This window comes from Gayadomonas joobiniege G7 (genome assembly GCF_000300815.1).
GTDB classification, from domain to species: Bacteria; Pseudomonadota; Gammaproteobacteria; order Enterobacterales; family Alteromonadaceae; genus Catenovulum; species Catenovulum joobiniege.
This window is the reverse complement of the sequence record NZ_AMRX01000007.1, coordinates 96,329-120,647: the sequence shown is the minus strand read 5'-3', so window position 1 is coordinate 120,647 and position 24,319 is coordinate 96,329. Positions and strand designations below refer to the sequence as shown.

The 24,319-nt window shown below is 42.5% G+C and carries 20 protein-coding genes, 1 tRNA gene and 1 riboswitch; of the genes, 14 read left to right on the top strand and 7 right to left on the bottom strand.

The annotated features are described in order from the left end of the window. The first annotated feature begins 77 nt into the window (after window positions 1–77). From rpoD to C727_RS0112690, 6 genes are all read left to right on the top strand, one after another. Window positions 78–1,907, top strand: coding sequence for an RNA polymerase sigma factor RpoD (rpoD, locus tag C727_RS0112715; protein ID WP_017446027.1), 1,830 nt, complete (start codon window positions 78–80; stop codon window positions 1,905–1,907). Window positions 1,908–2,435: 528 nt separating this feature from the next. Beyond that, window positions 2,436–2,512 (top strand) — tRNA-Ile (locus tag C727_RS0112710). 200 nt (window positions 2,513–2,712) lie between these two features. Then, window positions 2,713–4,890, top strand: a complete 2,178-nt coding sequence (locus tag C727_RS0112705) for a TonB-dependent receptor (protein WP_017446026.1) — start codon at window positions 2,713–2,715, stop codon at window positions 4,888–4,890. 24 nt (window positions 4,891–4,914) lie between these two features. Then, a complete protein-coding gene (locus tag C727_RS0112700; protein ID WP_017446025.1) occupies window positions 4,915–5,472 on the top strand; it encodes a hypothetical protein in 558 nt (185 codons plus the stop codon). Between the two features lies 1 nt (window position 5,473). Beyond that, complete coding sequence (locus C727_RS0112695; protein ID WP_017446024.1) at window positions 5,474–6,913, top strand: PepSY-associated TM helix domain-containing protein; 1,440 nt, start codon at window positions 5,474–5,476, stop codon at window positions 6,911–6,913. A 3-nt stretch (window positions 6,914–6,916) separates the two neighbouring features. Beyond that, the gene (locus C727_RS0112690; RefSeq protein WP_017446023.1) at window positions 6,917–7,378 is read left to right on the top strand and encodes a GNAT family N-acetyltransferase; all 462 of its coding nucleotides are present in this window, start codon (window positions 6,917–6,919) and stop codon (window positions 7,376–7,378) included. A gap of 27 nt (window positions 7,379–7,405) precedes the next feature. Here C727_RS0112690 and glpK read toward each other — a convergent pair whose 3' ends face one another. After that, the gene (gene glpK, locus C727_RS0112685) at window positions 7,406–8,878 is read right to left on the bottom strand and encodes a glycerol kinase GlpK (RefSeq protein ID WP_017446022.1); all 1,473 of its coding nucleotides are present in this window, start codon (window positions 8,876–8,878) and stop codon (window positions 7,406–7,408) included. Between the two features lie 183 nt (window positions 8,879–9,061). Between glpK and glpD the strand changes: the two genes are divergently transcribed. After that, window positions 9,062–10,570, top strand: a complete 1,509-nt coding sequence (gene glpD, locus C727_RS0112680) for a glycerol-3-phosphate dehydrogenase (protein WP_017446021.1) — start codon at window positions 9,062–9,064, stop codon at window positions 10,568–10,570. Between the two features lie 116 nt (window positions 10,571–10,686). On the opposite strand, the gene C727_RS0112675 is transcribed toward glpD, so the two are convergent. Both C727_RS0112675 and C727_RS0112670 read right to left on the bottom strand, forming a co-directional pair. Then, on the bottom strand, window positions 10,687–12,342 hold the full coding sequence (locus C727_RS0112675; RefSeq protein WP_017446020.1) for a SulP family inorganic anion transporter: 1,656 nt from the start codon (window positions 12,340–12,342) through the stop codon (window positions 10,687–10,689). Window positions 12,343–12,364: 22 nt separating this feature from the next. Next, the gene (locus C727_RS0112670; protein ID WP_026052706.1) at window positions 12,365–13,012 is read right to left on the bottom strand and encodes a carbonic anhydrase; all 648 of its coding nucleotides are present in this window, start codon (window positions 13,010–13,012) and stop codon (window positions 12,365–12,367) included. 124 nt (window positions 13,013–13,136) lie between these two features. Between C727_RS0112670 and C727_RS0112665 the strand changes: the two genes are divergently transcribed. From C727_RS0112665 to lysC, 4 genes are all read left to right on the top strand, one after another. Further along, on the top strand, window positions 13,137–14,081 hold the full coding sequence (locus tag C727_RS0112665; protein ID WP_017446018.1) for a hydrogen peroxide-inducible genes activator: 945 nt from the start codon (window positions 13,137–13,139) through the stop codon (window positions 14,079–14,081). Between the two features lie 187 nt (window positions 14,082–14,268). Next, window positions 14,269–15,099, top strand: a complete 831-nt coding sequence (locus tag C727_RS0112660; protein ID WP_017446017.1) for a flagellin N-terminal helical domain-containing protein — start codon at window positions 14,269–14,271, stop codon at window positions 15,097–15,099. 276 nt (window positions 15,100–15,375) lie between these two features. Further along, window positions 15,376–16,206 (top strand): flagellin N-terminal helical domain-containing protein, encoded by an 831-nt coding sequence (locus C727_RS0112655; RefSeq protein WP_017446016.1) that lies wholly within the window; start codon window positions 15,376–15,378, stop codon window positions 16,204–16,206. A gap of 311 nt (window positions 16,207–16,517) precedes the next feature. Next, window positions 16,518–16,696: riboswitch (Lysine riboswitch) on the top strand. A gap of 61 nt (window positions 16,697–16,757) precedes the next feature. Next, a complete protein-coding gene (gene lysC / locus C727_RS0112645; protein ID WP_017446014.1) occupies window positions 16,758–18,104 on the top strand; it encodes a lysine-sensitive aspartokinase 3 in 1,347 nt (448 codons plus the stop codon). A gap of 16 nt (window positions 18,105–18,120) precedes the next feature. Here the strand turns inward: lysC and C727_RS0112640 are convergent, their stop codons facing one another. Then, on the bottom strand, window positions 18,121–18,660 hold the full coding sequence (locus C727_RS0112640) for a DUF6702 family protein (RefSeq protein WP_017446013.1): 540 nt from the start codon (window positions 18,658–18,660) through the stop codon (window positions 18,121–18,123). Window positions 18,661–18,832: 172 nt separating this feature from the next. On the opposite strand from C727_RS0112640, the gene C727_RS0112635 reads away from it, so the two are divergent. Further along, window positions 18,833–19,672: a 23S rRNA (adenine(2030)-N(6))-methyltransferase RlmJ gene (locus C727_RS0112635; protein ID WP_017446012.1), complete on the top strand. Its 840-nt coding sequence runs from the start codon at window positions 18,833–18,835 to the stop codon at window positions 19,670–19,672. Here the strand turns inward: C727_RS0112635 and C727_RS0112630 are convergent. Beyond that, on the bottom strand, window positions 19,669–20,550 hold the full coding sequence (locus tag C727_RS0112630) for a LysR family transcriptional regulator (protein WP_017446011.1): 882 nt from the start codon (window positions 20,548–20,550) through the stop codon (window positions 19,669–19,671). The two genes, C727_RS0112635 and C727_RS0112630, sit on opposite strands and share 4 nt — an antisense overlap. Window positions 20,551–20,662: 112 nt before the next feature. Here C727_RS0112630 and C727_RS0112625 point away from each other — a divergent pair, with 112 nt between their 5' ends. Both C727_RS0112625 and asd read left to right on the top strand, forming a co-directional pair. Next, entirely contained in the window at window positions 20,663–21,268 is a 606-nt protein-coding gene (locus C727_RS0112625; protein WP_017446010.1) for an FMN-dependent NADH-azoreductase, read from the top strand. Between the two features lie 110 nt (window positions 21,269–21,378). Continuing rightward, window positions 21,379–22,497 carry an aspartate-semialdehyde dehydrogenase gene (gene asd / locus C727_RS0112620; RefSeq protein WP_017446009.1) on the top strand — a complete coding sequence of 373 codons (1,119 nt, stop codon included), beginning with the start codon at window positions 21,379–21,381 and terminating at the stop codon, window positions 22,495–22,497. A 45-nt stretch (window positions 22,498–22,542) separates the two neighbouring features. On the opposite strand, the gene C727_RS0112615 is transcribed toward asd, so the two are convergent. Beyond that, window positions 22,543–23,676 (bottom strand): patatin-like phospholipase family protein, encoded by a 1,134-nt coding sequence (locus C727_RS0112615; RefSeq protein WP_017446008.1) that lies wholly within the window; start codon window positions 23,674–23,676, stop codon window positions 22,543–22,545. A 109-nt stretch (window positions 23,677–23,785) separates the two neighbouring features. Continuing rightward, a complete protein-coding gene (gene fldA / locus C727_RS0112610; protein ID WP_017446007.1) occupies window positions 23,786–24,310 on the bottom strand; it encodes a flavodoxin FldA in 525 nt (174 codons plus the stop codon). Window positions 24,311–24,319 lie beyond the last annotated feature (9 nt).

Genomic DNA, 24,319 nt, shown 5'->3' with positions numbered 1-24,319 from the left:
CTCTCTGCAAAACTCTGCTATAATGTCGAGTTCACTGCATCGTAAATTTTTCATATCATAGGTAAGCGGAAGTCTGTATGGAGCAAAACCGTCAGTCACAACTTAAACTGCTCGTTGCGAAAGGTAAAGAGCAGGGTTATTTAACTTATGCTGAAGTAAACGATCACTTGCCGCAAGAGATCGTTGATTCGGATCAGATCGAAGACATCATCAGCATGATAAATGACATGGGCATTCAAGTATTTGAAGCTGCGCCAGACGCAGATTCATTATTGATGTCCGACGAAACGACAGCCACCGACGAAGAAGCAGCCGAAGCGGCTGCTCAAGCGTTGGCCTCGGTAGAAAGCGAAATCGGTCGCACGACCGACCCTGTGCGCATGTATATGCGTGAAATGGGTACCGTTGAGCTGTTAACACGCGAAGGCGAAATTGATATCGCCAAACGTATCGAAGACGGAATTAATCAGGTTCAATGCTCAGTCGCAGAATTTCCTGAGGCTATTACTTACCTATTGGATCAATACGACAAAGTTGAAGCGGAAGAAATTCGCTTAACAGATATTGTCTCTGGATTCATAGACCCAAATGAATCTGACGAAGTGATGTCCCCAACGGCAACTCACGTGGGTTCTGAATTGTCTAAAGACGATTTAGACGACGAAGATGACGAAGACGAAGAAGAAGAAGATACCGGGATAGATCCTGAACTGGCACGAGAAAAATTTGCTGAGTTGAGGGCCGCGTATGAAAAAGTGATGCAAGTGGTGGATACGCATGGTCGTAGTCATCCAGAAACACGTGCCGTGATCGACGAATTAAGCAATGTGTTTAAATTGTTCCGGTTAGTGCCTAAGCAGTTTGATCTGTTAGTGGGCCATATGCGCTCTATGATGGATAAAGTGCGTACCCAAGAACGCATTATCATCAAATATGCGGTTGAATATGCCAAAATGCCGAAAAAAGAATTTACCCGAGCATTTGCTGGCGACGAAACCTCAACTGCTTGGTTAGATAAAGCCATTGCTGATGATAAACCTCATTCGTCAAAATTAATCGAATTTAAAGATGAAATCTTGCGGTGTGTACAAAAACTCAAGCAAATTGAAGAAGAAACCAAGTTAAGCGTTGTTAATATTAAAGATATTAACCGTCGTATGTCGATTGGTGAAGCTAAAGCCCGCCGAGCGAAAAAAGAGATGGTCGAAGCGAACTTGCGTTTGGTTATTTCAATTGCAAAAAAATACACCAATCGGGGTTTACAATTTTTGGATTTGATTCAAGAAGGTAACATTGGTTTGATGAAAGCGGTAGATAAGTTTGAATATCGCCGTGGATATAAGTTTTCGACTTATGCAACTTGGTGGATCCGTCAGGCCATCACCCGCTCGATCGCCGACCAAGCTAGAACGATTCGTATTCCAGTACATATGATTGAAACTATTAATAAGTTAAATCGTATTTCGCGTCAAATGTTGCAAGAAAAAGGGCGTGAGCCAACCCCGGAAGAGCTGGCAGAAGAAATGCAAATGCCGGAAGATAAAATCCGTAAAGTGATGAAAATTGCCAAAGAGCCAATTTCTATGGAAACGCCGATTGGTGATGATGAAGATTCGCATTTAGGTGATTTTATTGAAGACAGCACTATTAGTTCACCGGTTGATTCTGCAACCTCTGAAAACTTGCAAAACGCGACTCGAGACGTTTTAGCTGGATTAACTGCGCGTGAATCTAAAGTACTTAGAATGCGTTTTGGTATTGATATGAATACCGACCATACGTTAGAAGAAGTTGGCAAACAGTTTGATGTGACACGTGAGCGTATCCGTCAGATTGAAGCCAAAGCATTACGTAAATTACGCCATCCATCACGATCTGAGCAACTGCGCAGCTTCTTAGATGAGTAGTTCGTTTTTATCGGTTGATTAAAAAAGCCTCTTTTAAAGAGGCTTTTTTGTTTTAGTGAAGAAAAAATAATCACTTAAACAAAAAATTAAGAAAAAAAAGTGACAGTGGGGAGAGACTTGATTATACTTCGCAGCACTAAAAAACGGCATGTATAACAATGCTCGTTTTGTTTAACAAGGTGAGGTCGTGGATGACCGAACGGGAATGAACCTTCAAGGATGAAAATAAAATAGCTTAAACACAAAATGGCCCTATAGCTCAGTTGGCTGAAGGGCGGTTCATGAGGGGTGACTTAAAGTCACGCCGAAAGTCCTGAAGGTGAGGTCGTGGATGACCGAACGGGAATGAACCTTCAAGGATGAAAATAAAATAGCTTAAACACAAAATGGCCCTATAGCTCAGTTGGCTGAAGGGCGGTTCATGAGGGGTGACTTAAAGTCACGCCGAAAGTCCTGAAGGTGAGGTCGTGGATGACCGAACGGGAATGAACCTTCAAGGATGAAAATAAAATAGCTTAAACACAAAATGGCCCTATAGCTCAGTTGGTTAGAGCGCACGACTCATAATCGTTAGGTCCCTGGTTCGAGTCCAGGTGGGGCCACCATTTCAAAACCCATCATTCGTAGAATTTTATCATAACTCTCTTTGTCAGCTAGCTGAACTCATTAGCACGGCTCTCCTCAATAACTGCATGTTTAAATGGAAAAACTTGTACACACCACAATGTGATTGAGGGTGATAATGAAAACGGTTATCATATGCGAATATGAATATTCTTAGCTCTTTTTTTGATACGGAGTCTCAATGAACTCACCTAAAATTACTCTAGTTGTCATCGCTGCTTTCATGAGCGCAAATATCCCCGCCCACGCGCAAACAGAGCAAAATAAGCTAGACGAAGATCAGGCGATTGAACATATCACAGTGACAGCATCACAAGTTAATTTACGTGATAGTTTTGCAGGCGGTCAAGTTTCCCGAGGCGGCCGAGCTGGCATATTGGGTAATTTGGACATGATGGAATCACCTTTTAACAGCACAAACTACACGGCTGAACTGATTCGTGAACAGCAAGCAAAAAGTGTTGCTGACGTGCTGCAAAACGATCCTGTTGTACGTGTTGCTAAAGGGTTTGGTAATTTTCAAGAGCTTTATGTGATGCGCGGTTTTCCTGTATATTCAGATGATATGACATACAATGGGTTATACGGCATTTTACCTCGCCAATATGTGGCAGCCGAATTATTAGAGCGGGTGGAAGTATTCCGTGGGGCGAGTGCTTTTTTAAACGGTGCTTCTCCGGGTGGTAGTGGTTTAGGTGGCTCCGTCAATATAGTACCCAAACGCGCCGAAGAAGATCCGCTTAACCGTATCACCTTGGGATACGAAGCAAAGGGGCATGTTTACGGCGTTGTAGACGTCAGCCGTCGTTTTGGTGAGCAAGACAATAGTACAGGGATACGCGCTAATCTAGTCAAACGTAATGGTGAAACATCAGTTGAAAATCAGGATCGCGATTTAAGTGTTGCATCTATTGGTCTAGATCACAAAGATGAAAATTTGAGAGTTTCACTCGATTTGGGCTTTCAAGACCATCAAGTTGATGCGCCGCGTCCGGCAGTCACACCGTCAAATATTATTTATGAAGCACCAGATAGCGAGACTAATTTTGCCCAAAACTGGACATACTCAAATGAGTGGCAGTTATTTGGTGCCGTGCGTGGTGAGTATGATTTTACCGACAAAGTCACTGGCTGGGCAGCCTATGGTTTTAGAAACGGCGAAGAAAAAAACCGTTTTGCCAATCCGACACTCCAAGATAACGGGAATATTAGAGCGTACCGTTTTGATAATGTACGCAACGAAGACGTAGAATCAGGCGAAATTGGGATTAATATTGACGTTAAAACGGGGCCGGTTGGGCATACGTTAATTTCATCTGCGTCTGTGTTTTCGCTTGAAGCGGAAAATGCTTATGCGTTTTCAAGTTTTGCAAGGTTTGATGCTGGTACCCTTTATCACCCAGAAACCGCTGAAATGCCGGTAGCAGATGCCTTTGTGGGGGGCGACCTGAATAATCCCCTGGTTACGGAAAAAACAGAGCTTGCGAGTATTGCGCTGGCCGATATGCTGTCATTTAACGATGGCAAATTGCTGGTTACCTTAGGTGGTCGCTATCAGAACATTAAAACCTATACCTATGATTATAACTCAGGTGATGAGCAGTCAGGTTATGATGAGTCTCAATTCACGCCGGTGGTTGGGGTTGTGTATAAGCTTTCTGAGCAGTTTTCATCTTATGCTAATTACATTGAGGGTTTATTACCGGGTGATGTCGCGCCTGCCAGCAGTGGTGGCGAAGCAGTTGAAAACGCCGGCGAAGTGTTTGACCCGTACCGAGCAGAGCAGGTTGAGGTGGGGCTAAAATACGATGCGGGTAAGTTTGGTGGCTCAGTAAGTTTGTTTAATACTGCAAAGCAAACCTCTGTGATCAATAATAATGTATTTGGCACGGATGGCGAGCAGCAAAATCAAGGCCTAGAACTTAGCCTATTTGGGATGCCAGCCGATAATCTGCGAGTGATCGGCGGATTTACTTGGATTGACGCTGAAATGAAAAAAACACAAGACGGTTTACTCAATGGTAAAACGGCGATTGGTGTGCCTAACGTGCAAGCAAACGTGAACGTTGAATGGGACGTCACTGAATTGCCGGGTTTAACCCTAGATGCACGTGCGGCGTACACTTCAGAGCAATATGCCAGTGCCGACAACTCGTTGGAAGTGGACGCGTCAAACCGTTTTGATGTAGGCGCGCGGTACAACATTTTTGCTGGTATGACTGATATTACTTTACGTGCTCGTATTGATAATCTATTTAATAATCACTACTGGGCATCTGTGGGTGGCTTTCCCGGCTCTAATTATTTAGTTTTAAGCGAACCACGTACGCTTAAAGTGTCGGCTTCATTTAACTTTTAATATTCACTCGGGCATAAAGAAGTTATGGATTTGTCTATCGCTGCTTCTGTGGCCAGCGCATTAGCGATAGGATTGTTTTACCTAGCATGGCAAAACAATCATGTCGCTTTTAAACGTATTGCTAAACTGGCCGCGCTTGCGCTGATGTTTGCTGCTTTATTTTTATGGGTTGAGCAGCATGGGCCAGAGCTTGGGACTTGTTATGCGGTCGTTGCATTTTCGCTGCAGGCTTGGGGTTGGATTTATTTTGCTCGTCAACGAATAGATAAAAACATTAAACGTGTGACTTTGCCTTTTGTTGGCGGATTCGCCAAACCGAATGCCGCCGAGTGTGCGAACACTATCGTGAAAGTGGCTGCCTGTATTGGATTGAGTGGCGTCTGCGCCATGTTAGTGACTGTGGTGTGGACCACCACGTTGAGCCTGAGTAAAGTAAATCAAATTGCGTTGGGTATTTATACTATGCCTATCTTATGGGGGGCTGCGGTTTATTGGTTGTGTGCAGAAAATAAATTGTGGCGTCCAGTTTGTATATTGTCTGTGCTCAGCGGATTGAGCTATTTGTTTATTTATAGTGTGTAGCATGAGTTTTTCTATTTCTCCAAGCGTTAATAAAAGTGCATTAAAAAGCCATGCCTGGATAGGTTTAGCGGTGAGTGTGCTTATGTATTGGGTGTGTTTTTCTGGCACGCTGTCGGTGTTTTCTCAGGAGCTTTTACGCTGGGAACAACCGCATATTATGGATGACTTAAGTTATACCCCCAGCAGTATTCAAACAGCTTATGAGCGTTTTTTCGCCATGAAAGATGGCACTACAGAGGGCAATATTGTACTGCGTTTACCGACCCAAGATTTACCGCGGGCGCGTATCAGTGCCGATGGTGAAGCCTGGAACATATCGCCAACTGGCGAACTGAGTGAGCCATCCAATGCGCCCATCACTGATCTCATCGTTGACTTGCATACAGCCCTTCATTTGCCGGAAGATATAGGCATGATCTTGGTCAGTATGTTGGGTGCAATCCTAAGTGCGTTGATTATTTCTGGCCTTATTGCCCATCGGCGAATTTTTAAAGATGCATTTCGGTTAAGAACAGGTAATAACGAACAACTTACGCAAGGCGATTTACATAATCGTATGAGTGTCTGGGGGTTGCCATTTCATTTAATGATAGCCTTAACGGGTGTGTATTTCGGGCTAGCCTCGTTTTTAACGTCTGTTTACGCCGATGCAATTTATGATGGTAAAAAGCTAGATTTATTTGCTGATATTTACGGCTCATCTATACAAGTTGAACATCAACCTAAAGTCGCTAATATGGCGCGTGCCTTATCTGAAATTAGGCGAATGGAGCCCAACACTCAGCCTGTGTTTATTACACTTGAAAATGCGACTAAAGATAATCAATATATTCTGCTTGGCTCGCAGCACCTTGATAAATTAATCTATTCAGAGCAATACCGCTTTGACTCTCACGGAAATTATATCGATAAAGTTGGTTATTCTGATGGTGAAGCAGGGCAGCAAGCTATTTTTTCTGTCTATCGAATTCATTTCGGTCATTTTGGTCCCGAAGCGATGAAAATATTTTTCGGCCTGATGGGGTTTGCATTAACCATTATCTCAGTAACGGGCATTAATTTATGGCTGGCGAAAAGACAAAAACAAGATGCACTTAATCAACTTTGGGTGGGCTTTGTGTGGGGAACGCCGATCGCTTTTATTTGTGCTGCTTTGTTCCAATTTATCTTAGCGATACCAACAAAAGCTGTTTTTTGGTTAGCTTTATTGGTTATATTAAGCGGCGTTTTGAGTCAAAAAAACTTGCTCAAAACCCATTTGTTTTTGCTTAATCTGTTAGCTGTGCTATTGATAGCATTACCAACAACCCATTTTGTCGTACATTATCCGGACGCTTTGGTACCGAATTCAATAGCTATTAATACCGCGTTTATCGTATTTGCGTTGTGTGTTTGGCGATATCGATATTCGCGGGTGCGTAAAGGGTGGGATAGACAGTAAACAATGCCTCAGATCAGCAACCTTATAAACTGCCCTCAGCATTTGCCACAACTTGCCCGTTGGCATCATGCAGAGTGGGGATATTTAAACCCAGAGCGAACATTCGCGCAGCGGATCGCAGAAATGCAAGCCGATCTTCAGCAAGCGTTTGTGCCTAGTACCTGGGTTTGTTTATTAAATGAGTTTCCAATAGGGTCGGCTTCTCTTATCGTCAATGACATGGATTCGCACCCAGAGTTATCACCTTGGTTGGCGAGCGTGTATGTACACCCTCAATATCGTAATCAAGGGATAGGATCAACGCTGGTTAAACACCTTATGGTGCAAGCAAAACGCAGGGGGTTAACAGACTTGTATTTGTTTACACCGGATGCCGAAGCTTTTTATTTAAAACTTGATTGGGTATTGCTTAGCCGCGAGTTGTACCGGGACGAACCTGTCAGTTTGATGAAAACGAGCTTATAGCTCGCTTGCATCTGTAGAGATTAATGGTTACGCAAAAGCAATGACAGTCTCTACCGCCTTTTGCCAGTATTTATATAAGTCTTCAGCCTCTTGCGCACCAAACTCTGGTGTAAATTGGTGCTCCGTTGGGTTTAATTGCGCTATTTCAGATAAATCTTTGTAGAGACCGCTTTCTAAACCTGCAAACATGGCTGCCCCTAACGCAGTTGATTCGATATTTTTGGGCCGCTCGACCGGCACTTGAATAATGCTGCTTAAAAACTGCATTGTCCAATCATTGTTTGACAAGCCACCATCAACCCTAAGCTTGTTTAAAGTTAAACCATCATTGGCGATGGCTGTGGTTAAATCCCGTGTTTGATAGCCTATGGATTGTAAGGCGGCGGCCATGATATCCGATTTATCCGTTTTGCGGCTCATGCCAAATAAAGCTGCACTGGTTTCAGGTTGCCAATAAGGAGCACCGAGGCCGGTAAAGGCAGGTACCATTAAAAGTTTTTTTAAATGCGGTTTGCCAGCCAATAAAATGTTCATGTCATCGACAGAAGCGATAAGACCTAAATTGTCTTTCAGCCATTTTACAATGGCACCGGCCATAAATAAGCTGCCTTCAATTGCATAACAGGTCTTAGTTGCAGTTTGATAAGCTATGGTTGTCAATAACCTATGACTTGACTGGACGACCTGTTGACCGGTATTTAACATTAAAAAACCACCCGTGCCAAAGGTGCATTTAGCGTCACCGGGTGTAAAACAACCTTGGCCAACCAAAGCGGCTTGTTGATCCCCTAAAATAGCGTGAACTGGGATCTTATACGGTAGAACATTAGCGCCAGTCAGACCATAATTGGCAGAGGACGGTTTAACTTCTGGCAGCATGTTCGCTGGGATATTAAACAAGTGTAGTAATTCGTCATCCCAGGCTAGATCAGATAAATTAAATAGTGCGGTACGTGATGCATTGGTCACATCAGTGGCATGAACGCCTTTTGTTAGGTGCCATAATAAATAACTGTCTATGGTGCCAAACAAAAGCTCGCCATTTTCTGCACGTTTTCGCGCGCCTACTACATTATCTAAAATCCAAACAATTTTACTGGCCGAAAAATAAGGATCTAAAATTAAACCACTTTTTTTGTGAAGCTCTTTTTCATATCCTTGCGTTTTAAGCTGTTCGCAGTGGGCTGCTGTGCGTCTGTCTTGCCAGACGATGGCATTGTATATAGGTTTGCCGCTTTTTTTATCCCATACGACTGTGGTTTCTCGTTGGTTAGTGATACCTATAGCAGTTACTTTATATGCAAAATCCTTTAGCACCTGTGTACAGGTTTTAATTACGCTAGATAAAATTTCTTCTGGGTCATGTTCAACCCAGCCATGGTCAGGAAACGTTTGCTTAAATTCGACCTGACTACTGGCTTCAATGCGCCCATGTTGATTAAAAATTATTGCACGAGTGCTTGTAGTGCCTTGGTCGATTGAGAGTAGGTATTCAGTCATATCGTTAACCATATTTAGCTTGTGTTGATAAAATATAACAAAAAACTTTAGAAAGTGACTGTACCTGTGCGGTGATAGATTTTTGGGGCCTAAGAATTTCCGTTAATTCAGCCTTGCAGAAATGATTATTAGGTTTCATAGTAAATCAGGGCTGATGTTTACATGTGAATAAACTGAGTTTTTATGAACATTGATGAGCAATTGTGGGACTTGATTGTAATAGGTGGCGGTATTAATGGTGCTGGCATAGCGGCAGATGCGGCCAGTCGAGGGTTAAAAGTTCTGCTGTGTGAAAAAAATGACTTGGCATCAGCCACATCATCAAACAGCAGCAAGTTGATCCATGGTGGTTTACGCTATCTTGAACATTATGAGTTCAAATTAGTCCGCAAAGCACTAAAAGAGCGTGAAGTACTGCTTGAAAATGCCCCTCATATTATGTGGCCATTGAGATTTTATTTGCCGCATCGACCCCACTTAAGACCGGCATGGATGATCCGAATTGGTTTATTTTTATACGACCATCTAAGCCAGCGTAAACGATTGGCTGGATCTAAATTTGTTCATTTTGGCGCTGATTCGCCACTAAAACCTTTTTTTAAAAAAGGTTTTGAATATTCAGATGGCTGGGTCGATGATTCTCGATTAGTGGTATTAAACGCACAGCAGGCGCATATTCATGGCGCAGAAATCCTGCCAAGGCATAAATGCATTAAAGCGCGTCATGATGGTCAACATTGGTTTGTAGAGCTAGAAAACCAGATAAAGCAAAGTCTGCGATGCGTAAAAAGTAAGGTGGTTGTCAATGCGGCCGGACCTTGGGTTGAAGATTTGTTTATAGAATCATTTGATAAAAAGCCGCCTCGTAAGATCCGTCTGGTTAAAGGCAGCCACATTGTAGTGCCTAAACTGCATGATCAAAGCCAAGCTTACATTTTACAAAACCAAGATAAACGTATTGTTTTTGTCCTGCCGTTTGAAGATGACTTTTCGTTGATAGGAACGACAGATGTTGATTATCAGGGTGATCCAGGAGATGTTGAAATTGAGCAGAGCGAAATTGATTATTTGATAAAAATAAGCAACGAGCATTTTATACATCAAATCAGCGAACAGGATATAGTGCATTGTTTTTCTGGTGTACGCCCGCTAATGGACGATGAGTCGGATGATGCCCAGAGTGTCACCCGGGACTATACCTTACACTTAGAAGACAGTGTAAATATGCCGCCGTTATTGTCTGTTTTTGGCGGTAAGATAACTACTTACCGTAAATTAGCGGAAGCTGCAGTTGACAAAATTGCTGGTTTTTTTGGTCAAATAAAACCCTGTCAAACTAGAGCATTACCATTACCTGGTGGTAACTTTTCTGATCCCAAAACATTATTAGAAACATTGCAAAGTGAGTACCCCTGGTTGCCAGCGGTGATCTTAAAACGTTATGTCCGCAGTTATGGTCAATTAAGTCGACAGATTTTGGCGGGTTGCCAATCGATAGATGACATGGGCATTGCGTTTAACCCTGTACTTTATCAGGTTGAAGTCGATTATTTAATTGAGCATGAGTGGGTTAGCTGTGCCGAGGATCTACTTTGGCGTCGTACTAAAACAGGCTTGTTATTAAATGCTGGAGAAGTGGTGTACTTACGAGGTTATGTTTTACAAAAATTAATAAACAAACAGTATTATTGATTAAATTTTTTGTGGCTATTTAACAAAGTTATTGCTCAATAATGTCCTCTAGTAAGCGAAACTAAAAGCGCCTGACTAAAGGCGCTTTTTTATTGTCAGTAAGATGACAAAAGACACTATGCCTGCACGGGCTTTTCACCGTTAAACGCTGATTTTGAATCGCTGCTGTGTGCCGTTTTTGTTTTGCCAACTGCGTCAACAGCGGCTCTCAGAGCGGCGACCCGACTTTCAAATAAAGTGATTTGTGACTGTTTGGCGTTGATACTGTTTAATACCTGTTGCACCGCTTGATTAGCACCACAAATATATACCTGACGGCCTGCACTCACAGCATCTGTTGTCACTGTTTCAACGGCCATGGCTGCTGACACGTCCATTGCTGGCACTCGTGAAAAGTCTAAAATGAGTATTTGCGAACCAGGTTTAACTCGCTCACGCACGTGGTGACCAACATCGGCCGCTGCACCAAAACTCAGGGGGCCAGCAAAGCTAAATAAATTGATATGTCCTTTACCTTGATTGAGCAAAGTGTTTTCTTCGTCATTTTCAAGTTGTTCCGGTAAGTTATTCAACTCAGCTAATTGAATTTGGGCAATTTGACGGACATAAGCAAGTGCAGCTAACACAACGCCAACGCCAACCGCGGTAATCAAATCAACAAATACGGTTAAACCGAGCACGGTTAACATTAAAGCAAAGTCCCATCTTGGGCCTGTATGTGCGCGTTTTAAATAGCTCCAATCAACAATATCTAAGCCGACTTTAACAAGGATCCCTGCCAATACAGCATGTGGGATTTGACTCGCTAATGGGCTTAAACCTAAAATGACCGCTAATAAAACCAAAGCATGGACCATACCTGAAAGGCGCTCTTTGCCGCCGCTACGAATATTTACAACGGTTCGCATGGTCGCACCTGCGCCAGCAATACCGCCAATAAAACCGGCGACCGTATTGCCGATACCTTGGCCGATTAACTCTTTATTACTGTTGTGACGCGTCCGGGTCATATTGTCAGCCACTAAAGACGTTAATAAGCTGTCTATTGCACCTAATATCGCTAAAATAACGGCCGCTTCAACCACGAGTAAAAAGTTTGCTGAATCATAAACAGGTAACTGTAAACTTGGCAGTCCGGTCGGAATATCACCTAAAATTGGGACGGCAAAAAACAAACTGATCAGGGTACCAATAATTAGCGCAGCAAGGGCACCTGGTACATATTTACCCAATTTGGCGGGCCATTTGTAAGCAATGATTAGCGTGCCTAAACCAAGCGCTAGGGTAGCAAAATTAATATCCGCTAAAGCGGTTGGAATGTAGGAAAGCGCACCTATAGTGCCACCTGGCGGCTCATGGCCTAATAAGCGACCTATTTGTAAAATGATAATAATAGCACCTATGCCTGTCATAAAGCCTGAAATAACAGGGTAGGGCACTAATCGAATGTATTGACCTATGCCTAAAAAGCCGAACGCGATCTGCAATAAACCGGCTAATATCACTGCAGTAAATATTAATTCTGCGTTGCCCGATAAACTGGCGAACAGACCGGCTAACACAACAACCATAGGACCAGTTGGACCCGATATCTGTGATGGGGTGCCACCAAAAAGGGCAGCAAAAAAACCTACTGCCATTGCACCATAAAGACCTGCCATAGGCCCTAAGCCAGAGGCTACACCTAGTGCCAATGCTAATGGCAGTGCTACGACACCGGCTGTAATGCCACCAGTAATATCGCCCCGAACGTTTGAAAATATGTTTTTCATGCCTCTGTCCTTACGTTTAACTTTAAGCTGTTAGCGTGTCCGCATAAGAATCTTCAACCGGTACGAATTGTCCACTCGTTTCATCGTATACGGTCACTTCCGCTGTTTCTATATTATAAAACCAGCCATGCAGTTTGACTTGGCCCGTGGCGAGCTTAGCTGCTACGGCTGGATGCGTTTTGATGTGCTGCAGCTGTTGAACAACATTTTCTTCGGTGACTAGATGAAGGTGATCCTCTTTGTTCAATTCACTGCAACCTGATTTTTCTTTAACAACTTCAGTGGCGACTCGGCTATGGCCTAACCATTCTTTAACATGTGGCAGGCTGGTTAATCCTTCTGGGCTAATTGCCCCCTTCATTGCACCACAGTCTGAATGGCCACAAATAATAATATGGCTGATGCCTAAACCTGCCACAGCAAATTCAATAGACGCTGTCATACCACCCGTTTGGTTGCTATGTGGTGGCACTATATTTCCTGCATTCCGGCAAATAAAAAGTTCACCTGGTTCTGTTTGGGTAACCAAGTTAGGATCGATGCGAGAATCGGCGCAGGTAATAAAAAGAACTTCCGGGTTTTGACCATTAGCAAGCTTTTGAAAGGCTTCTTTTTTAGCTGGGTATACTTCTTTTTGAAATTTAGCAACACCCGAAATAACGTGATCCATAAAAACTCCTAAGAATAAATTAATTTTAAATAACCGGATTTCATTTTTGCCTGATAAATTTATAGAAAAGTAGCCGTGTTCGTGATAGTTTTTTGCTATCAATTTGCTTTTGAGAACCATCCTAATGCCACAATATTCACCGCGTTCACCTTCGATTGCGCAATTAAAGTATTTTGTCAGTTTGGCTAAATCCTTAAGTTTCCGTCGTACTGCACAAAGCTTGCAAATTAGTCAACCAACGTTAAGTAATCAGATAGTAGCGTTGGAAAAATTACTTAATTTACAACTGTTTGAGCGCTCCCGCAGTGGCACCTTATTAACTCCTCAAGGACGCACTTTATTGCCTCAGGCCGAAACTGTATTACAAGCCAGCTTAAAACTAGACGAATTAGCTCGAGATTTAAGTGACGGTTCGCAAACAACTTATCGCTTGGGCGTGCCGCCTACCTTAGGGCCCTATCTGTTGCCACATATATTGCCTGATCTTCATAAAAAATATGCACAGCTCAAATTTTACGTGAGAGAAGATACCCCGGATGGCTTAATCCAAGGTTTGTATCAAGGCGAATACGATTTAGTTTTATCGCCGCGTGTTCAAGAATCTAGCCAACTTATTGTCGTGCCTTTGTTTGTTGAACCGCTAAAGTTGGTGATTCCAAGTGATCATAAATTGGCTGAACAAACTGAGATCTCGCCAAATGATGTGAAAGGTGAAGTGGTTTTAACGTTAGAAGGTTCGCATCATTTTCATGATCAAGTACAACAGGTTTGTCAGTCACTGGGCGCTGAGTTGCACAGAGACTATGAAGGCACTAGTTTAGATACTTTACGGCATATGGTGGTGATGGGGATGGGGGTTGCGTTTTTGCCGGCCCTTTATATCCATTCTGAATTACATCGGCCGGATGAGCTCAAAGTATGTCAATTGAACAATATGCCAATTAGCCGCACCCATCATTTAATTTGGCGAAATACCGCACCAGGTCGAGTGTTTTTTCGCGATTTAAGCCTTCACATTCAGGATATTTTAAAAAATAAATTGCTGAATGTGGTTAATTTTGAGCCCTAAAATGGGCGTTTAAATCGACTCGATAAAACAAAACTTTAGCGTTTTTTTTGCTAAAAAAAATAAATATTTTTCTAAAGACTCGTGACGCCTCTCCGATAACTAAATTGTCAGCGGATGACACCTATAAAAATCGGGAAATATATGAGTTTTAAATAAAAATTGCTGTAACTAATAGGAGAGAGTCACTATGTCTATGTTCGTAAATACTAATGTTTCATCGTTAACGGCACAACGTAATTTAATGAATTCTGGCAACTCACTGGATACCGCGTTTGAGCGTTTATCATCGGGTTTTAGAATCAATAGCGCGGCAGATGACGCCGCCGGTTTGCAAATTACTGACCGTATGACAACACAAATCGAAGGTTTAAACCAAGCTGTTCGCAACGCCAATGATGCTATTTCATTAACGCAAACGGCTGAAGGCGCAATGCAAGAAATCACTTCTTCATTACAGCGCATCCGTCAATTGGCGATTCAATCACAAAATGGTATTAACACCTCATCAGATCGTGCAGCACTACAAAAAGAAGTGTCCGCGTTAAAAACAGAAATAAGCCGAATCGGTACGACGACAGAATTTGCAGGTAGAAAGCTGCTAGACGGAGCCTTTTCATCGAACTTTTTAGTGGGTGCAAACGGTGGTGATGGGCAAACAATCAATGTTTCACTTCAAAATAGCGGTGGTTATGGTGCTTCTGGTTTGAATATAGGTTCAATATCGGTTGCAAGTGAAACCAATGCGGCCGATGCTTTGAGCGCTATTGATAGTGCGATTTCATCCATAGGTGCGGCGCGAGCAGATTTAGGTGCCCTCCAGAACCGTTTCCAGTCTACTATCCGAAACCTGAGCAATGTTTCTGAAAACCTTTCAGCGGCCCGTTCTCAGATTAAAGATACTGACTTTGCGACTGAGACAGCTGAATTAACGCGAAATCAGATTTTACAGCAAGCCAGTTCAACAATTTTGAGCCAGGCTAATCAGCGTCCGCAAGCCGCTCTATCGTTATTAGGTTAATTAAATAAAAATTAATTTTACGCAGTTAGTATCATGCTGACTGCTGCTTCATCGCTCACTCTCTCCTAATAAGGTGCTGCGATTTTTGACAGAGGCGATAGGCCTCTGTTTTTTTATCTGCGCCTCTTTCTGACAAGCATATTTATTTTTTAAATAATTCTAAAGTTGCCGATTTATTATCCGATACAGAGTTTAGAGAATGGGTTTGCCTGTTTTCGACAAGCTTTAAGTAGCCCCTTAAATTCAGAATACAATCGTTAATTAGGAGTAGATATCATGGGTATGTTCGTAAATACAAATGTGTCTTCATTAAATGCGCAGCGTCAATTATTTAACTCTGGCACAGCGTTAGATACCTCGTTTGAACGCCTTTCATCAGGTTTTAGAATTAATAGTGCGGCTGATGATGCGGCTGGTTTGCAAATATCAGATCGTATGACCTCGCAAATTGAAGGTTTAAACCAAGCGGTTCGAAATGCAAATGATGCCATTTCATTAACCCAAACGGCTGAAGGTGCAATGCAGGAAATCACTTCATCATTGCAACGTATCCGTCAGTTAGCCGTGCAGTCACAAAATGGTATCAACACTTCATCGGACCGTACTGCGCTGCAAAAAGAAGTCTCTGCGTTAAAAACAGAAATCAGTCGAATTGGTGCAACTACTCAATTTGCCGATGTTAACTTATTAGACGGTACTTTTTCATCTAACTTTTTAGTGGGTGCAAACGGTGGAGACGGACAAACCATTGCCGTGGCATTAAAAAACAGCGGCGGTTACGGTGCGTCAGGTTTGAATATTGGTTCATTATCGGTAGCAACTGAAACAGCTGCAGCTTCTGCCTTGGATGCCATTGATAATGCTATTTCATCAATTGGTGCGGCGCGTGCTGATTTAGGTGCCCTGCAAAACCGCTTCCAGTCAACCATTCGTAACTTAAGTAATATATCTGAAAACGTTTCAGCCGCTCGCTCGCAGATTAAAGATACAGATTTTGCGACCGAAACCGCTGAGCTTACTCGTAATCAGATTTTACAACAAGCGAGTTCGACTGTACTGAGTCAGGCAAATCAGCGTCCACAAGCTGCTTTATCTTTACTTGGTTAAAGAGAGCCTTTCCCCTTGGGTCAGCCCTCACTGGCCCTGAAATTTAATTTTTTGTCCCTTTTTGGCCTCCTTTTTGCTTAATCTATCTGGCAAGTGATATTTGCATCCAGAAATATAAAAAAGTGTCAAATTATCGGCGCCCTCACGCCTGATCTGACATTAAGCAGTTGGCTTAAAGATCGCTTCCTCCTGAATCTTTGGGTCAACTGCTTTGTTTCAGGATCCTGTCAAAAAAAAGGTCAGCAATGCTTGATTTTTAATCTCGTTTACTATTTAATGCGCGCCGTCTTAGACGGGACATAAACCCGACAAAGACCGGAAGAGGTGCGTTGTTCAGGTAGAATATCGGAAAAGAGTGTAGCTTTAGTGATGATATTTGAGGGGAATGAACGCCGAGGAACCAAGTATCTCAACTGTACTTGCTGTTCCGGTTAGCTCTGGTTGAATCCAGCTGACTGTCACCCGTAACAGGTGGAGAGCTTTCGGCCGATGCAGTGAATTTATTCATTTCCAAGCCTTGCTTTCCCTGAATTATTTTCTGGGAGATTATCATGAAACAACTTACCTTAGCTAAATTTGGTGGCACTAGTGTTGCCGATCACCAAGCAATTATGCGTTGCAGTAAAATTATTCAAGCGGATAACAATATTCGTATCGTTTGTGTCTCAGCGCAATCAGGAGTCACCAATAAGTTGGTGGCATTAAGTAAAGCGGACCTATCAACAAGCCAACGTCAGGTTTTGTTGCAAGAGATTAAAACAACTGAATACCAAATACTCACTGAGCTCGGTAAACCAGCCAGTTTGCAATCTGAATTAGATGCCTTGCTTGCTGACCTTGAACACTTGGTCTCTGGTTTAGATAGTCAGCCTAGTATGCAAATAAAAGATGAGTTACAGGCATTTGGCGAGCGTATGTCATCCTTGTTGGTGGCTGCAATCTTTCAGTCTCAAGGTATTGATGCGGTAAACTTTGACATTCGTACCGTGCTAAAAACCGATGATCATTATGGCCGAGCTGAACCTCAAATCGATCAAATAAAAACCTTAGCTGAAACCCAGTTATTGCCATTAATTCAAAATAAAGTGGTTGTTACACAAGGTTTTATTGGCAGCGATCAAAATGGTTTGACAACGACGTTAGGCCGTGGCGGGAGTGATTATAGCGCAGCGCTAATCGCAGAAGCTTGCGCCGCTGATGTACTGCAAATCTGGACCGATGTAAGCGGTATTTACACAACGGATCCAAGATTGACTCAGGATGCTAAACCAATCGCTGAATTAAGTTTTGATGAAGCTGCAGAAATGGCAACTTTTGGTGCAAAAATACTGCATCCCGCCACATTAATTCCAGCCATCCGCCAAGGTACAGCTGTTTTTGTTGGCAATAGCAGAGCGCCGCAAGAAGGCGGCACCTGGATCAGAAAAAAGGTTACCAATAAACCGGCTTATCGAGCAATTGCGTTACGCCGTGAACAAGTTTTAGTTACACTGAAAAGCCCTGGCATGCTACATGCCAGTGGTTTTTTAGCCCGGGTTTTTGCGATTTTGGCCGAGCACAAAATTAGTGTTGATTTAATTACTACATCCGAAATTTCTGTGGCTTTAACGATAGATAATCCAGCTAACTCAACTCAGCAAGGCATAGCACCTGTTGTTTTGCAAAAGCTAGCTGAGTTCTGTGAGGTTTCGGTTGAAGAAGGCTTGTCATTAATCGCTGTCATAGGTAATCATTTAAAAGATGATTCAAATGCGGGGGGGAATGTGTTTGCTGAGCTGAAAAATTGTAAGGTTCGAATGATTTGCCAAGGGGCTAGCCAACACAATGTCTGCTTATTGACTGCTGGTGATCAGGCAGAAGCTTTGGTTGCCCACCTACATTCAGCTTTAATTGAGTAATACAACCTAAGGGGCGTTATATTAACTGCCCCTTAACGGCTTGTGCAGTAAACATATTGGTTTCATCGTCTTCTTTCTGCCAAACGATTAACGGCTCATCCACCGCACTAGTGAAAGTGTAACTATGATCTTCTACCACTACTTTGTTGACTTGATCCTCATTTGCATCAAATAATAACCGATTATTGATACTCAGCGCATGAGCGTTTTCAAGAGGTGCTTCCAAGTTAAATACAACACTATCTCCTTCAACATTGGCAGACTTTATCGCCAAATTAATTGGCTCACCATCGTCTTTTGTTACAGGTAGATATTCTTGAAAGTAGTACTGCATGATAGGTTCAATTTCATTCACCGAATGCAGATCCAGCCGATCGACATGACGAGTGACTTTTAAATCTTCTTCAATTAACTTTTTGTTAACTTTTAGCGCCAATTTCACTGTATCATCATCTACGCTGAGTTCGCTCGACGTAGAGGTAACTTCTTCGCTATGGCTCCCGAAAGGCAATAAAAACATTAATGCAAGTCCACCTAAAATTGTATTATTATCCACGATTCACAACCACCAACATAGCATTAAAGATAACGTTATGTTAATTAAATGTACTATGTTAGGTGGGTGTTGTTGAAATTAGTTCACTTATTTTTGTAAAAATTAACGCTTAGCTGAAAATAACCAGCAACTCCTGTATGCTTACAGCACTTTAAGACAACTGATAAATACCATGTTAAGTTACCGACATGCTTTTCACGCTGGTAATCATGCCGATGTATTAAAACATCTCGTATTGGTTCAAGTGATTGAAAAGCTGAAGCAAAAAAATAAACCATTTTGTTATATAGACAGCCACAGCGGCGCCGGATTATATGATTTATTTTCGGAATACGCACGTAAAACGGGAGAGTCTGAGCAAGGAATCAGCAAACTGGTTAAAAATCCAACTGATTTACCAGCTGCTTTAACAAACTATATTAATTTAATCGACAGCCATAGTCGTTTTTACCCCGGCTCACCCGAAATAGCACGACAGTTATTAAGGCCACAAGATAAATTAATTTTAATGGAACTGCATAACAACGAAGTGCGCAATTTAAAAAACAATATGCAGAATGATGCTCGCTGTGCCATTCATCACAGAGATGGGTTTGAAGGTTTGAACGCGATAGTCCCCCCTGAACCGAGACGCGGTTTAGTACTGATTGACCCCTCTTACGAAACAAAAGACGACTATGAAAAAACGATTGTTGCGCTCACTCAAGCCATCAAAAAATGGGCAACGGGCATTTATTTAATTTGGTACCCAATGCTTGCGCGTCAGAGAGACCAAAGCAACTATATTGCCGAGGCATTAGTCTCATTGCCAGTGAAAAGTTTACTTAAAATTGAATTGGCGGTTAGCGAGCAACAAGAAGATTACGGTATGCATGGATCTGGCATGCTAATTGTTAACGCGCCATATCAAATAGATACTGAGTTGGCGGCGAGTTTGGCGTATATAAAAAATACCCTAGCGATGGATGATAAGGCTTATTGCCAGATGAACTGGTTGATTGAATCGGCCTAAGCCGTTTGGTTTAATAAGTAGTCAACCAGAGCAAAACAGGCTGGGCCGGCATGATTTTGTTCAGTTTTTATTATATACAAAGGTAAAATTCTATGTGCGTTATTCGCGAGTGGAATACGCTTTAGCTGACCAGAAGCGAGCAAAGGGGCGATATAGGTGTCTGGTAAAAATGCAAATCCTAGTTTTGCTCTAACGGCTGCAAGCGAAGAGCTTGCATGGGACAGAGTTAATCTTTGCTCTGAGTCCAACCAACCCGCATCTTGCTGGCGGCGTAACCCTGCATCACGGATGACAATTTGGCGAAAGCGGCGCAATTCATTTTCGGTAATATGCTCCCCGAGGTCAAAAATTTTATGCTCTGGGTGCGCAACAGGTAGCATTTTTACTTGTAACAATGGCGTGGCTAAAAAACCCGGAGGCACATGTGGGGTGATCACTAAATCGGCTTTTTTTTCTAAGATAGCTTCTTCAGTAGCAGACAAGACAGTTTCTAATATCTTTAATCGAGTTTGCGGGAATGCGTCAATAAACTTGGCGATCCGAGGAAAAACAGTTTCCAAATTTAACAATCCATCGATGGCAATCGTCAACTCAGTTTCAAATCCTTGTGCTAGGCGTTCAGCATTCTTCTCAATCGAATCTGCAAATCCTAATAATAACTTGGCTCGGCGGTACAGTACTTTGCCGTGCTCCGTCATTATAGCCCTGCGTCCTTGTTGTTTAATGACAGGCGCAGGTAAATTTTGATTGAGCATTTTTATCTGATAACTCACACTGGATTGGCTTTTATTTAATCTTTCTGCAGCCTGTGCAAAACTGCCGCTTTCGACCAAGGCGACAAATGCCTGCCACTGCTCCAAGGTTGTTTTGTGATTCATAATTAATCGAATAATTAGTTTAATTAATGCTAATTATTGCCTCATTAAACTAAATTTTAAAGCATATAATGGCATTTACTGAGATAAAGTTTAGTCATCGAGAGGTTGTAAAATGAAAACCAAGCTATTGCGCATAGATTCAAGTGTATTTGGAGAGCAGGGGGTATCGACTCAATTAATCGATCATTTAATTAAACAAAAACAAGCAGCTGGCCAACAATTGGCGGTGACGCACAGATCCTTTTCTGAGCAAGCCATTCCGCATTTAGATGCTAAATGGATACAAGCGCTCGCGACCGATCAGAAAGAGCGTAGTGAGCAACAAAAGCAACAAGTTGCTTTTTCGAATCGCTTGATTGATGAAGTCATGGCGGCCGATGAAATAGTCATCGCTTTGCCCATGTATAATTTTAGTTTGCCATCGATGCTCAAGGCTTGGTTTGATCATATTGCCCGAGCTGGGACCACCTTTAAATATACAGAGAAAGGACCAGTGGGTTTGGTTGAAGATAAACCTGTGTATCTGGTCACTACCCGAGGCGGCCAACATAAAGATACCGCAAGAGATACTCAAATTAGCTATGTTAAAACTTTTTTGGCTTTTATCGGTTTAACCCAAGTACATGTTATTTATGCTGAAGGGCTGAATATGCAAGCGACTCGGGATTCGGGATTGGCGGAAGCGAAAGCCACCATTGATGCTTTAGTATCTGCCTAAAAGAGCTTAAAGGGAGTGATGCCAAAATGTAACAGACTGGCTAAAAGCGGATGATTTCTGTATCATAGGCAACCAATTTTGTTTAAATAAGCGCATTGAGGAATCTTTTCATGAAGAAAGTAGGTCTGGTAGGTTGGCGTGGTATGGTCGGCTCTGTGCTGATGAACCGTATGCTTGAAGAAAATGATTTTAAGCTGATTGAACCAGTATTTTTCACCACTTCACAAGCTGGTAAACCAGCGCCTGATTTCGGGACAGACGCAGGCGTTTTAATTGACGCCAAAGATATCAACGAGCTGAAAAAAATGGATGTCATCATCACCTGTCAAGGCGGTGATTATACCAAAGCTGTTTACCCTGAATTACGAAAAGCCGGTTGGCAGGGTTATTGGATAGATGCTGCGTCTTCACTACGTATGGATGATGAAGCTATTATCGTTTTAGATCCAGTTAATGATGCTGTTATCCGTCAAGGTTTACACAACGGTGTTAAAACATATGTTGGTGGTAACTGTACAGTTTCATTAATGATGATGGGATTAGGCGGTTTATTTGCTAATAATGCCATCGACTGGGTGTCTAGCATGACATACCAAGCCGCTTCTGGTGGTGGGGCTAAGCACATGCGTGAATTGCTGCAAGGTATGGGCGTATTAAATTCCTCAGTTGCGGCTGAATTAGCCGATCCAGCGAGTGCGATTTTGGACATAGATCGCAAAGTTACCGCAACTTTAAACAGCGATGGTTTTCCAACCGATAACTTTGTAGTGCCGTTAGCGGGTAGTTTAATCCCTTGGATCGATAGTGATTTAGGCAATGGCCAGAGCCGCGAAGAATGGAAAGGCGGTGCTGAGACGAATAAAATTCTAGGTCATTCAGACATAGTTGTGCCTGTTGAAGGTTTATGTGTTCGTATTGGTACTATGCGTTGCCACAGCCAAGCATTTACCATTAAGCTAAAACAAGACATTCCATTAGACGAAGTGAATGACATGTTGGCCTCTCATAACCATTGGGCACAGGTTGTTGAAAATGAAAAAGAAGCGACGTTAAGCCAATTGACACCAGCCAAAGTGACTGGGACACTGAATGTACCAGTTGGCCGTATTCGTAAATTAGCCATGGGCGGCGAATATCTGTCTGCATTTTCGGTAGGTGACCAATTATTATGGGGTGCTGCCGAGCCATTGCGCCGTATGTTGCGTATTTTGCTTGAAGAAAACGTTTAACAGTTTATAAGTTGTTAAAAAGCCGCCAAGAGATGTCTTGGCGGCTTATTCACCACGTAAAAATTCAGATAGCTCATCTCTTCGTTCGATACCATCCTGGATACCGATATCAATGAGTTCACGACAAAACTCTGCTTCAAATAACAGATAGCTTAATAAACTAGAATTTGCAGCAGTGGCTTTATTTATTCCCAGTATTCTCAGCAGCGTTCTAACCGAAAATGGCAATTTGTTATAATAATGGGCCGCAATATCATTAAAAGCCTGGCTGGGGTGTATCTGAAGTGCATCGATTTTTCGATAACCTAAACTTGCTTGCGCTCCGCTAATTAATAGTGGGAGTGTCTGGTTAACCTGATGCATGCGTTCAATATCAAGGGTTAACGCCTCGCCAAATATACTGTCTAACAAATGACCTAAAATAGCCCCCCCAGTCGGAGCAAGTTGGTTTTGCACCATGGTCTGCGGGGGCGGTTGATCCATGCCAATAATCAGGATTTTTTGTGCACCTAAACGGATCGCTGGACTCAGCGGGCTGTATTGGTGAACCGATCCATCGGCATAATACTCATCATCAATTGCAACGGAAGGAAATAACATAGGAATTGCCGTTGAGGCTAATAAATGTTGTAACTTTATTTGGCATTGAATGCCACGTCTTTTTGCTCGATGCCAATTTTTAATAGTGTTATGCGACTGAAAAAAGCTGACTGAATCACCACTTGAGTAAGCAGATGCAGTGATGCTGATACCGTTCAAATGCCCTTTTTCGATGTGCTGCTTGATGCGGTTTAAGTCAAGCATTTTATCTAATAGCTCAATCAGAGGTTGATTGTTTAACAGACTGATAGACTGCTCATAGGTCATCTTATTTGTAGCTTGGCTTAGGTTTAATAAAACGGCGCGGTAAAAGTGTTTTAGATTACTGGTATAGACCTTATCAGTGGTGAAATTTTTCCAGACCCACTCTAACTTTTTAATTGCTAATGGGTAAGATGAGGCGTAACAGGCAAGGGCTGCGGCGTTCATTGCACCTGCTGAGGTACCCGATAGAATTTTAAACGGGAGGCTTTTATTATGCGGTTGGTGTAGCGATATTGCTTTTAATACACCGACTTGATAAGCAGCTCTGGCGCCACCGCCCAATAATAATAAAGCAGTTGTTGCAGCATTTGTCATAAAACGAGCTCGGTTCGATCCAAGGTACCTTAAAGATAGTGGATTTTGCCAAAGCTCGCTTTATTGAACGTAGGTTTTTGCCAATTGATGCTGATCAATGGCTAAAAATTTAGGCTAATTCAGACAGATACATTTCGCCATAAATTTGTTTACACCAAGCCTCGACGCGCTCGTCTGTAAGTTCAGGTTGGCGATCTTCGTCAATGCCGAGACCAACAAAATGATCATCGTCCGCTAAGCCTTTTGAAGCTTCAAAATCATAACCTTGGGTGGGCCACAAACCCACTAAAGTTGCGCCTTTAGCTTCTACGATATCTCGAATCATGCCCATGGCATCCAAAAAATACTCAGCATAATCTTCTTGGTCACCACAACCGAATATAGCAACGATTTTATCGTTAAAGTCAATTTCTTCTAAATCTGGGAAAAAGTCGTCCCAATCACACTGGGCTTCCCCATAATACCAAGTGGGAATACCAAAAATTAAAAAGTCATACTGGGCAATATCATCCTTGCTGGATTTTGCAATGTCATGTACGTCGACCAGGTTTTTACCCAATTGTTTTTGTATCATTTTGGCAACCGCTTCGGTGTTGCCTGTATCACTTCCAAAAAATAAACCTACCACAGCCATGAATGTCTC

What these genes read in the sequence shown, in the direction of transcription:
- rpoD (WP_017446027.1), top strand. Translation starts at nt 78, where the DNA reads ATGGAGCAAAACCGTCAGTCACAACTTAAACTGCTCGTTGCGAAAGGT.
- C727_RS0112705 (WP_017446026.1), top strand. Translation starts at nt 2,713, where the DNA reads ATGAACTCACCTAAAATTACTCTAGTTGTCATCGCTGCTTTCATGAGC.
- C727_RS0112700 (WP_017446025.1), top strand. Translation starts at nt 4,915, where the DNA reads ATGGATTTGTCTATCGCTGCTTCTGTGGCCAGCGCATTAGCGATAGGA.
- C727_RS0112695 (WP_017446024.1), top strand. Translation starts at nt 5,474, where the DNA reads ATGAGTTTTTCTATTTCTCCAAGCGTTAATAAAAGTGCATTAAAAAGC.
- C727_RS0112690 (WP_017446023.1), top strand. Translation starts at nt 6,917, where the DNA reads ATGCCTCAGATCAGCAACCTTATAAACTGCCCTCAGCATTTGCCACAA.
- glpK (WP_017446022.1), bottom strand. Translation starts at nt 8,878, where the DNA reads ATGACTGAATACCTACTCTCAATCGACCAAGGCACTACAAGCACTCGT.
- glpD (WP_017446021.1), top strand. Translation starts at nt 9,062, where the DNA reads ATGAACATTGATGAGCAATTGTGGGACTTGATTGTAATAGGTGGCGGT.
- C727_RS0112675 (WP_017446020.1), bottom strand. Translation starts at nt 12,342, where the DNA reads ATGAAAAACATATTTTCAAACGTTCGGGGCGATATTACTGGTGGCATT.
- C727_RS0112670 (WP_026052706.1), bottom strand. Translation starts at nt 13,012, where the DNA reads ATGGATCACGTTATTTCGGGTGTTGCTAAATTTCAAAAAGAAGTATAC.
- C727_RS0112665 (WP_017446018.1), top strand. Translation starts at nt 13,137, where the DNA reads ATGCCACAATATTCACCGCGTTCACCTTCGATTGCGCAATTAAAGTAT.
- C727_RS0112660 (WP_017446017.1), top strand. Translation starts at nt 14,269, where the DNA reads ATGTCTATGTTCGTAAATACTAATGTTTCATCGTTAACGGCACAACGT.
- C727_RS0112655 (WP_017446016.1), top strand. Translation starts at nt 15,376, where the DNA reads ATGGGTATGTTCGTAAATACAAATGTGTCTTCATTAAATGCGCAGCGT.
- lysC (WP_017446014.1), top strand. Translation starts at nt 16,758, where the DNA reads ATGAAACAACTTACCTTAGCTAAATTTGGTGGCACTAGTGTTGCCGAT.
- C727_RS0112635 (WP_017446012.1), top strand. Translation starts at nt 18,833, where the DNA reads ATGTTAAGTTACCGACATGCTTTTCACGCTGGTAATCATGCCGATGTA.
- C727_RS0112630 (WP_017446011.1), bottom strand. Translation starts at nt 20,550, where the DNA reads ATGAATCACAAAACAACCTTGGAGCAGTGGCAGGCATTTGTCGCCTTG.
- C727_RS0112625 (WP_017446010.1), top strand. Translation starts at nt 20,663, where the DNA reads ATGAAAACCAAGCTATTGCGCATAGATTCAAGTGTATTTGGAGAGCAG.
- asd (WP_017446009.1), top strand. Translation starts at nt 21,379, where the DNA reads ATGAAGAAAGTAGGTCTGGTAGGTTGGCGTGGTATGGTCGGCTCTGTG.
- C727_RS0112615 (WP_017446008.1), bottom strand. Translation starts at nt 23,676, where the DNA reads ATGACAAATGCTGCAACAACTGCTTTATTATTATTGGGCGGTGGCGCC.
- fldA (WP_017446007.1), bottom strand. Translation starts at nt 24,310, where the DNA reads ATGGCTGTGGTAGGTTTATTTTTTGGAAGTGATACAGGCAACACCGAA.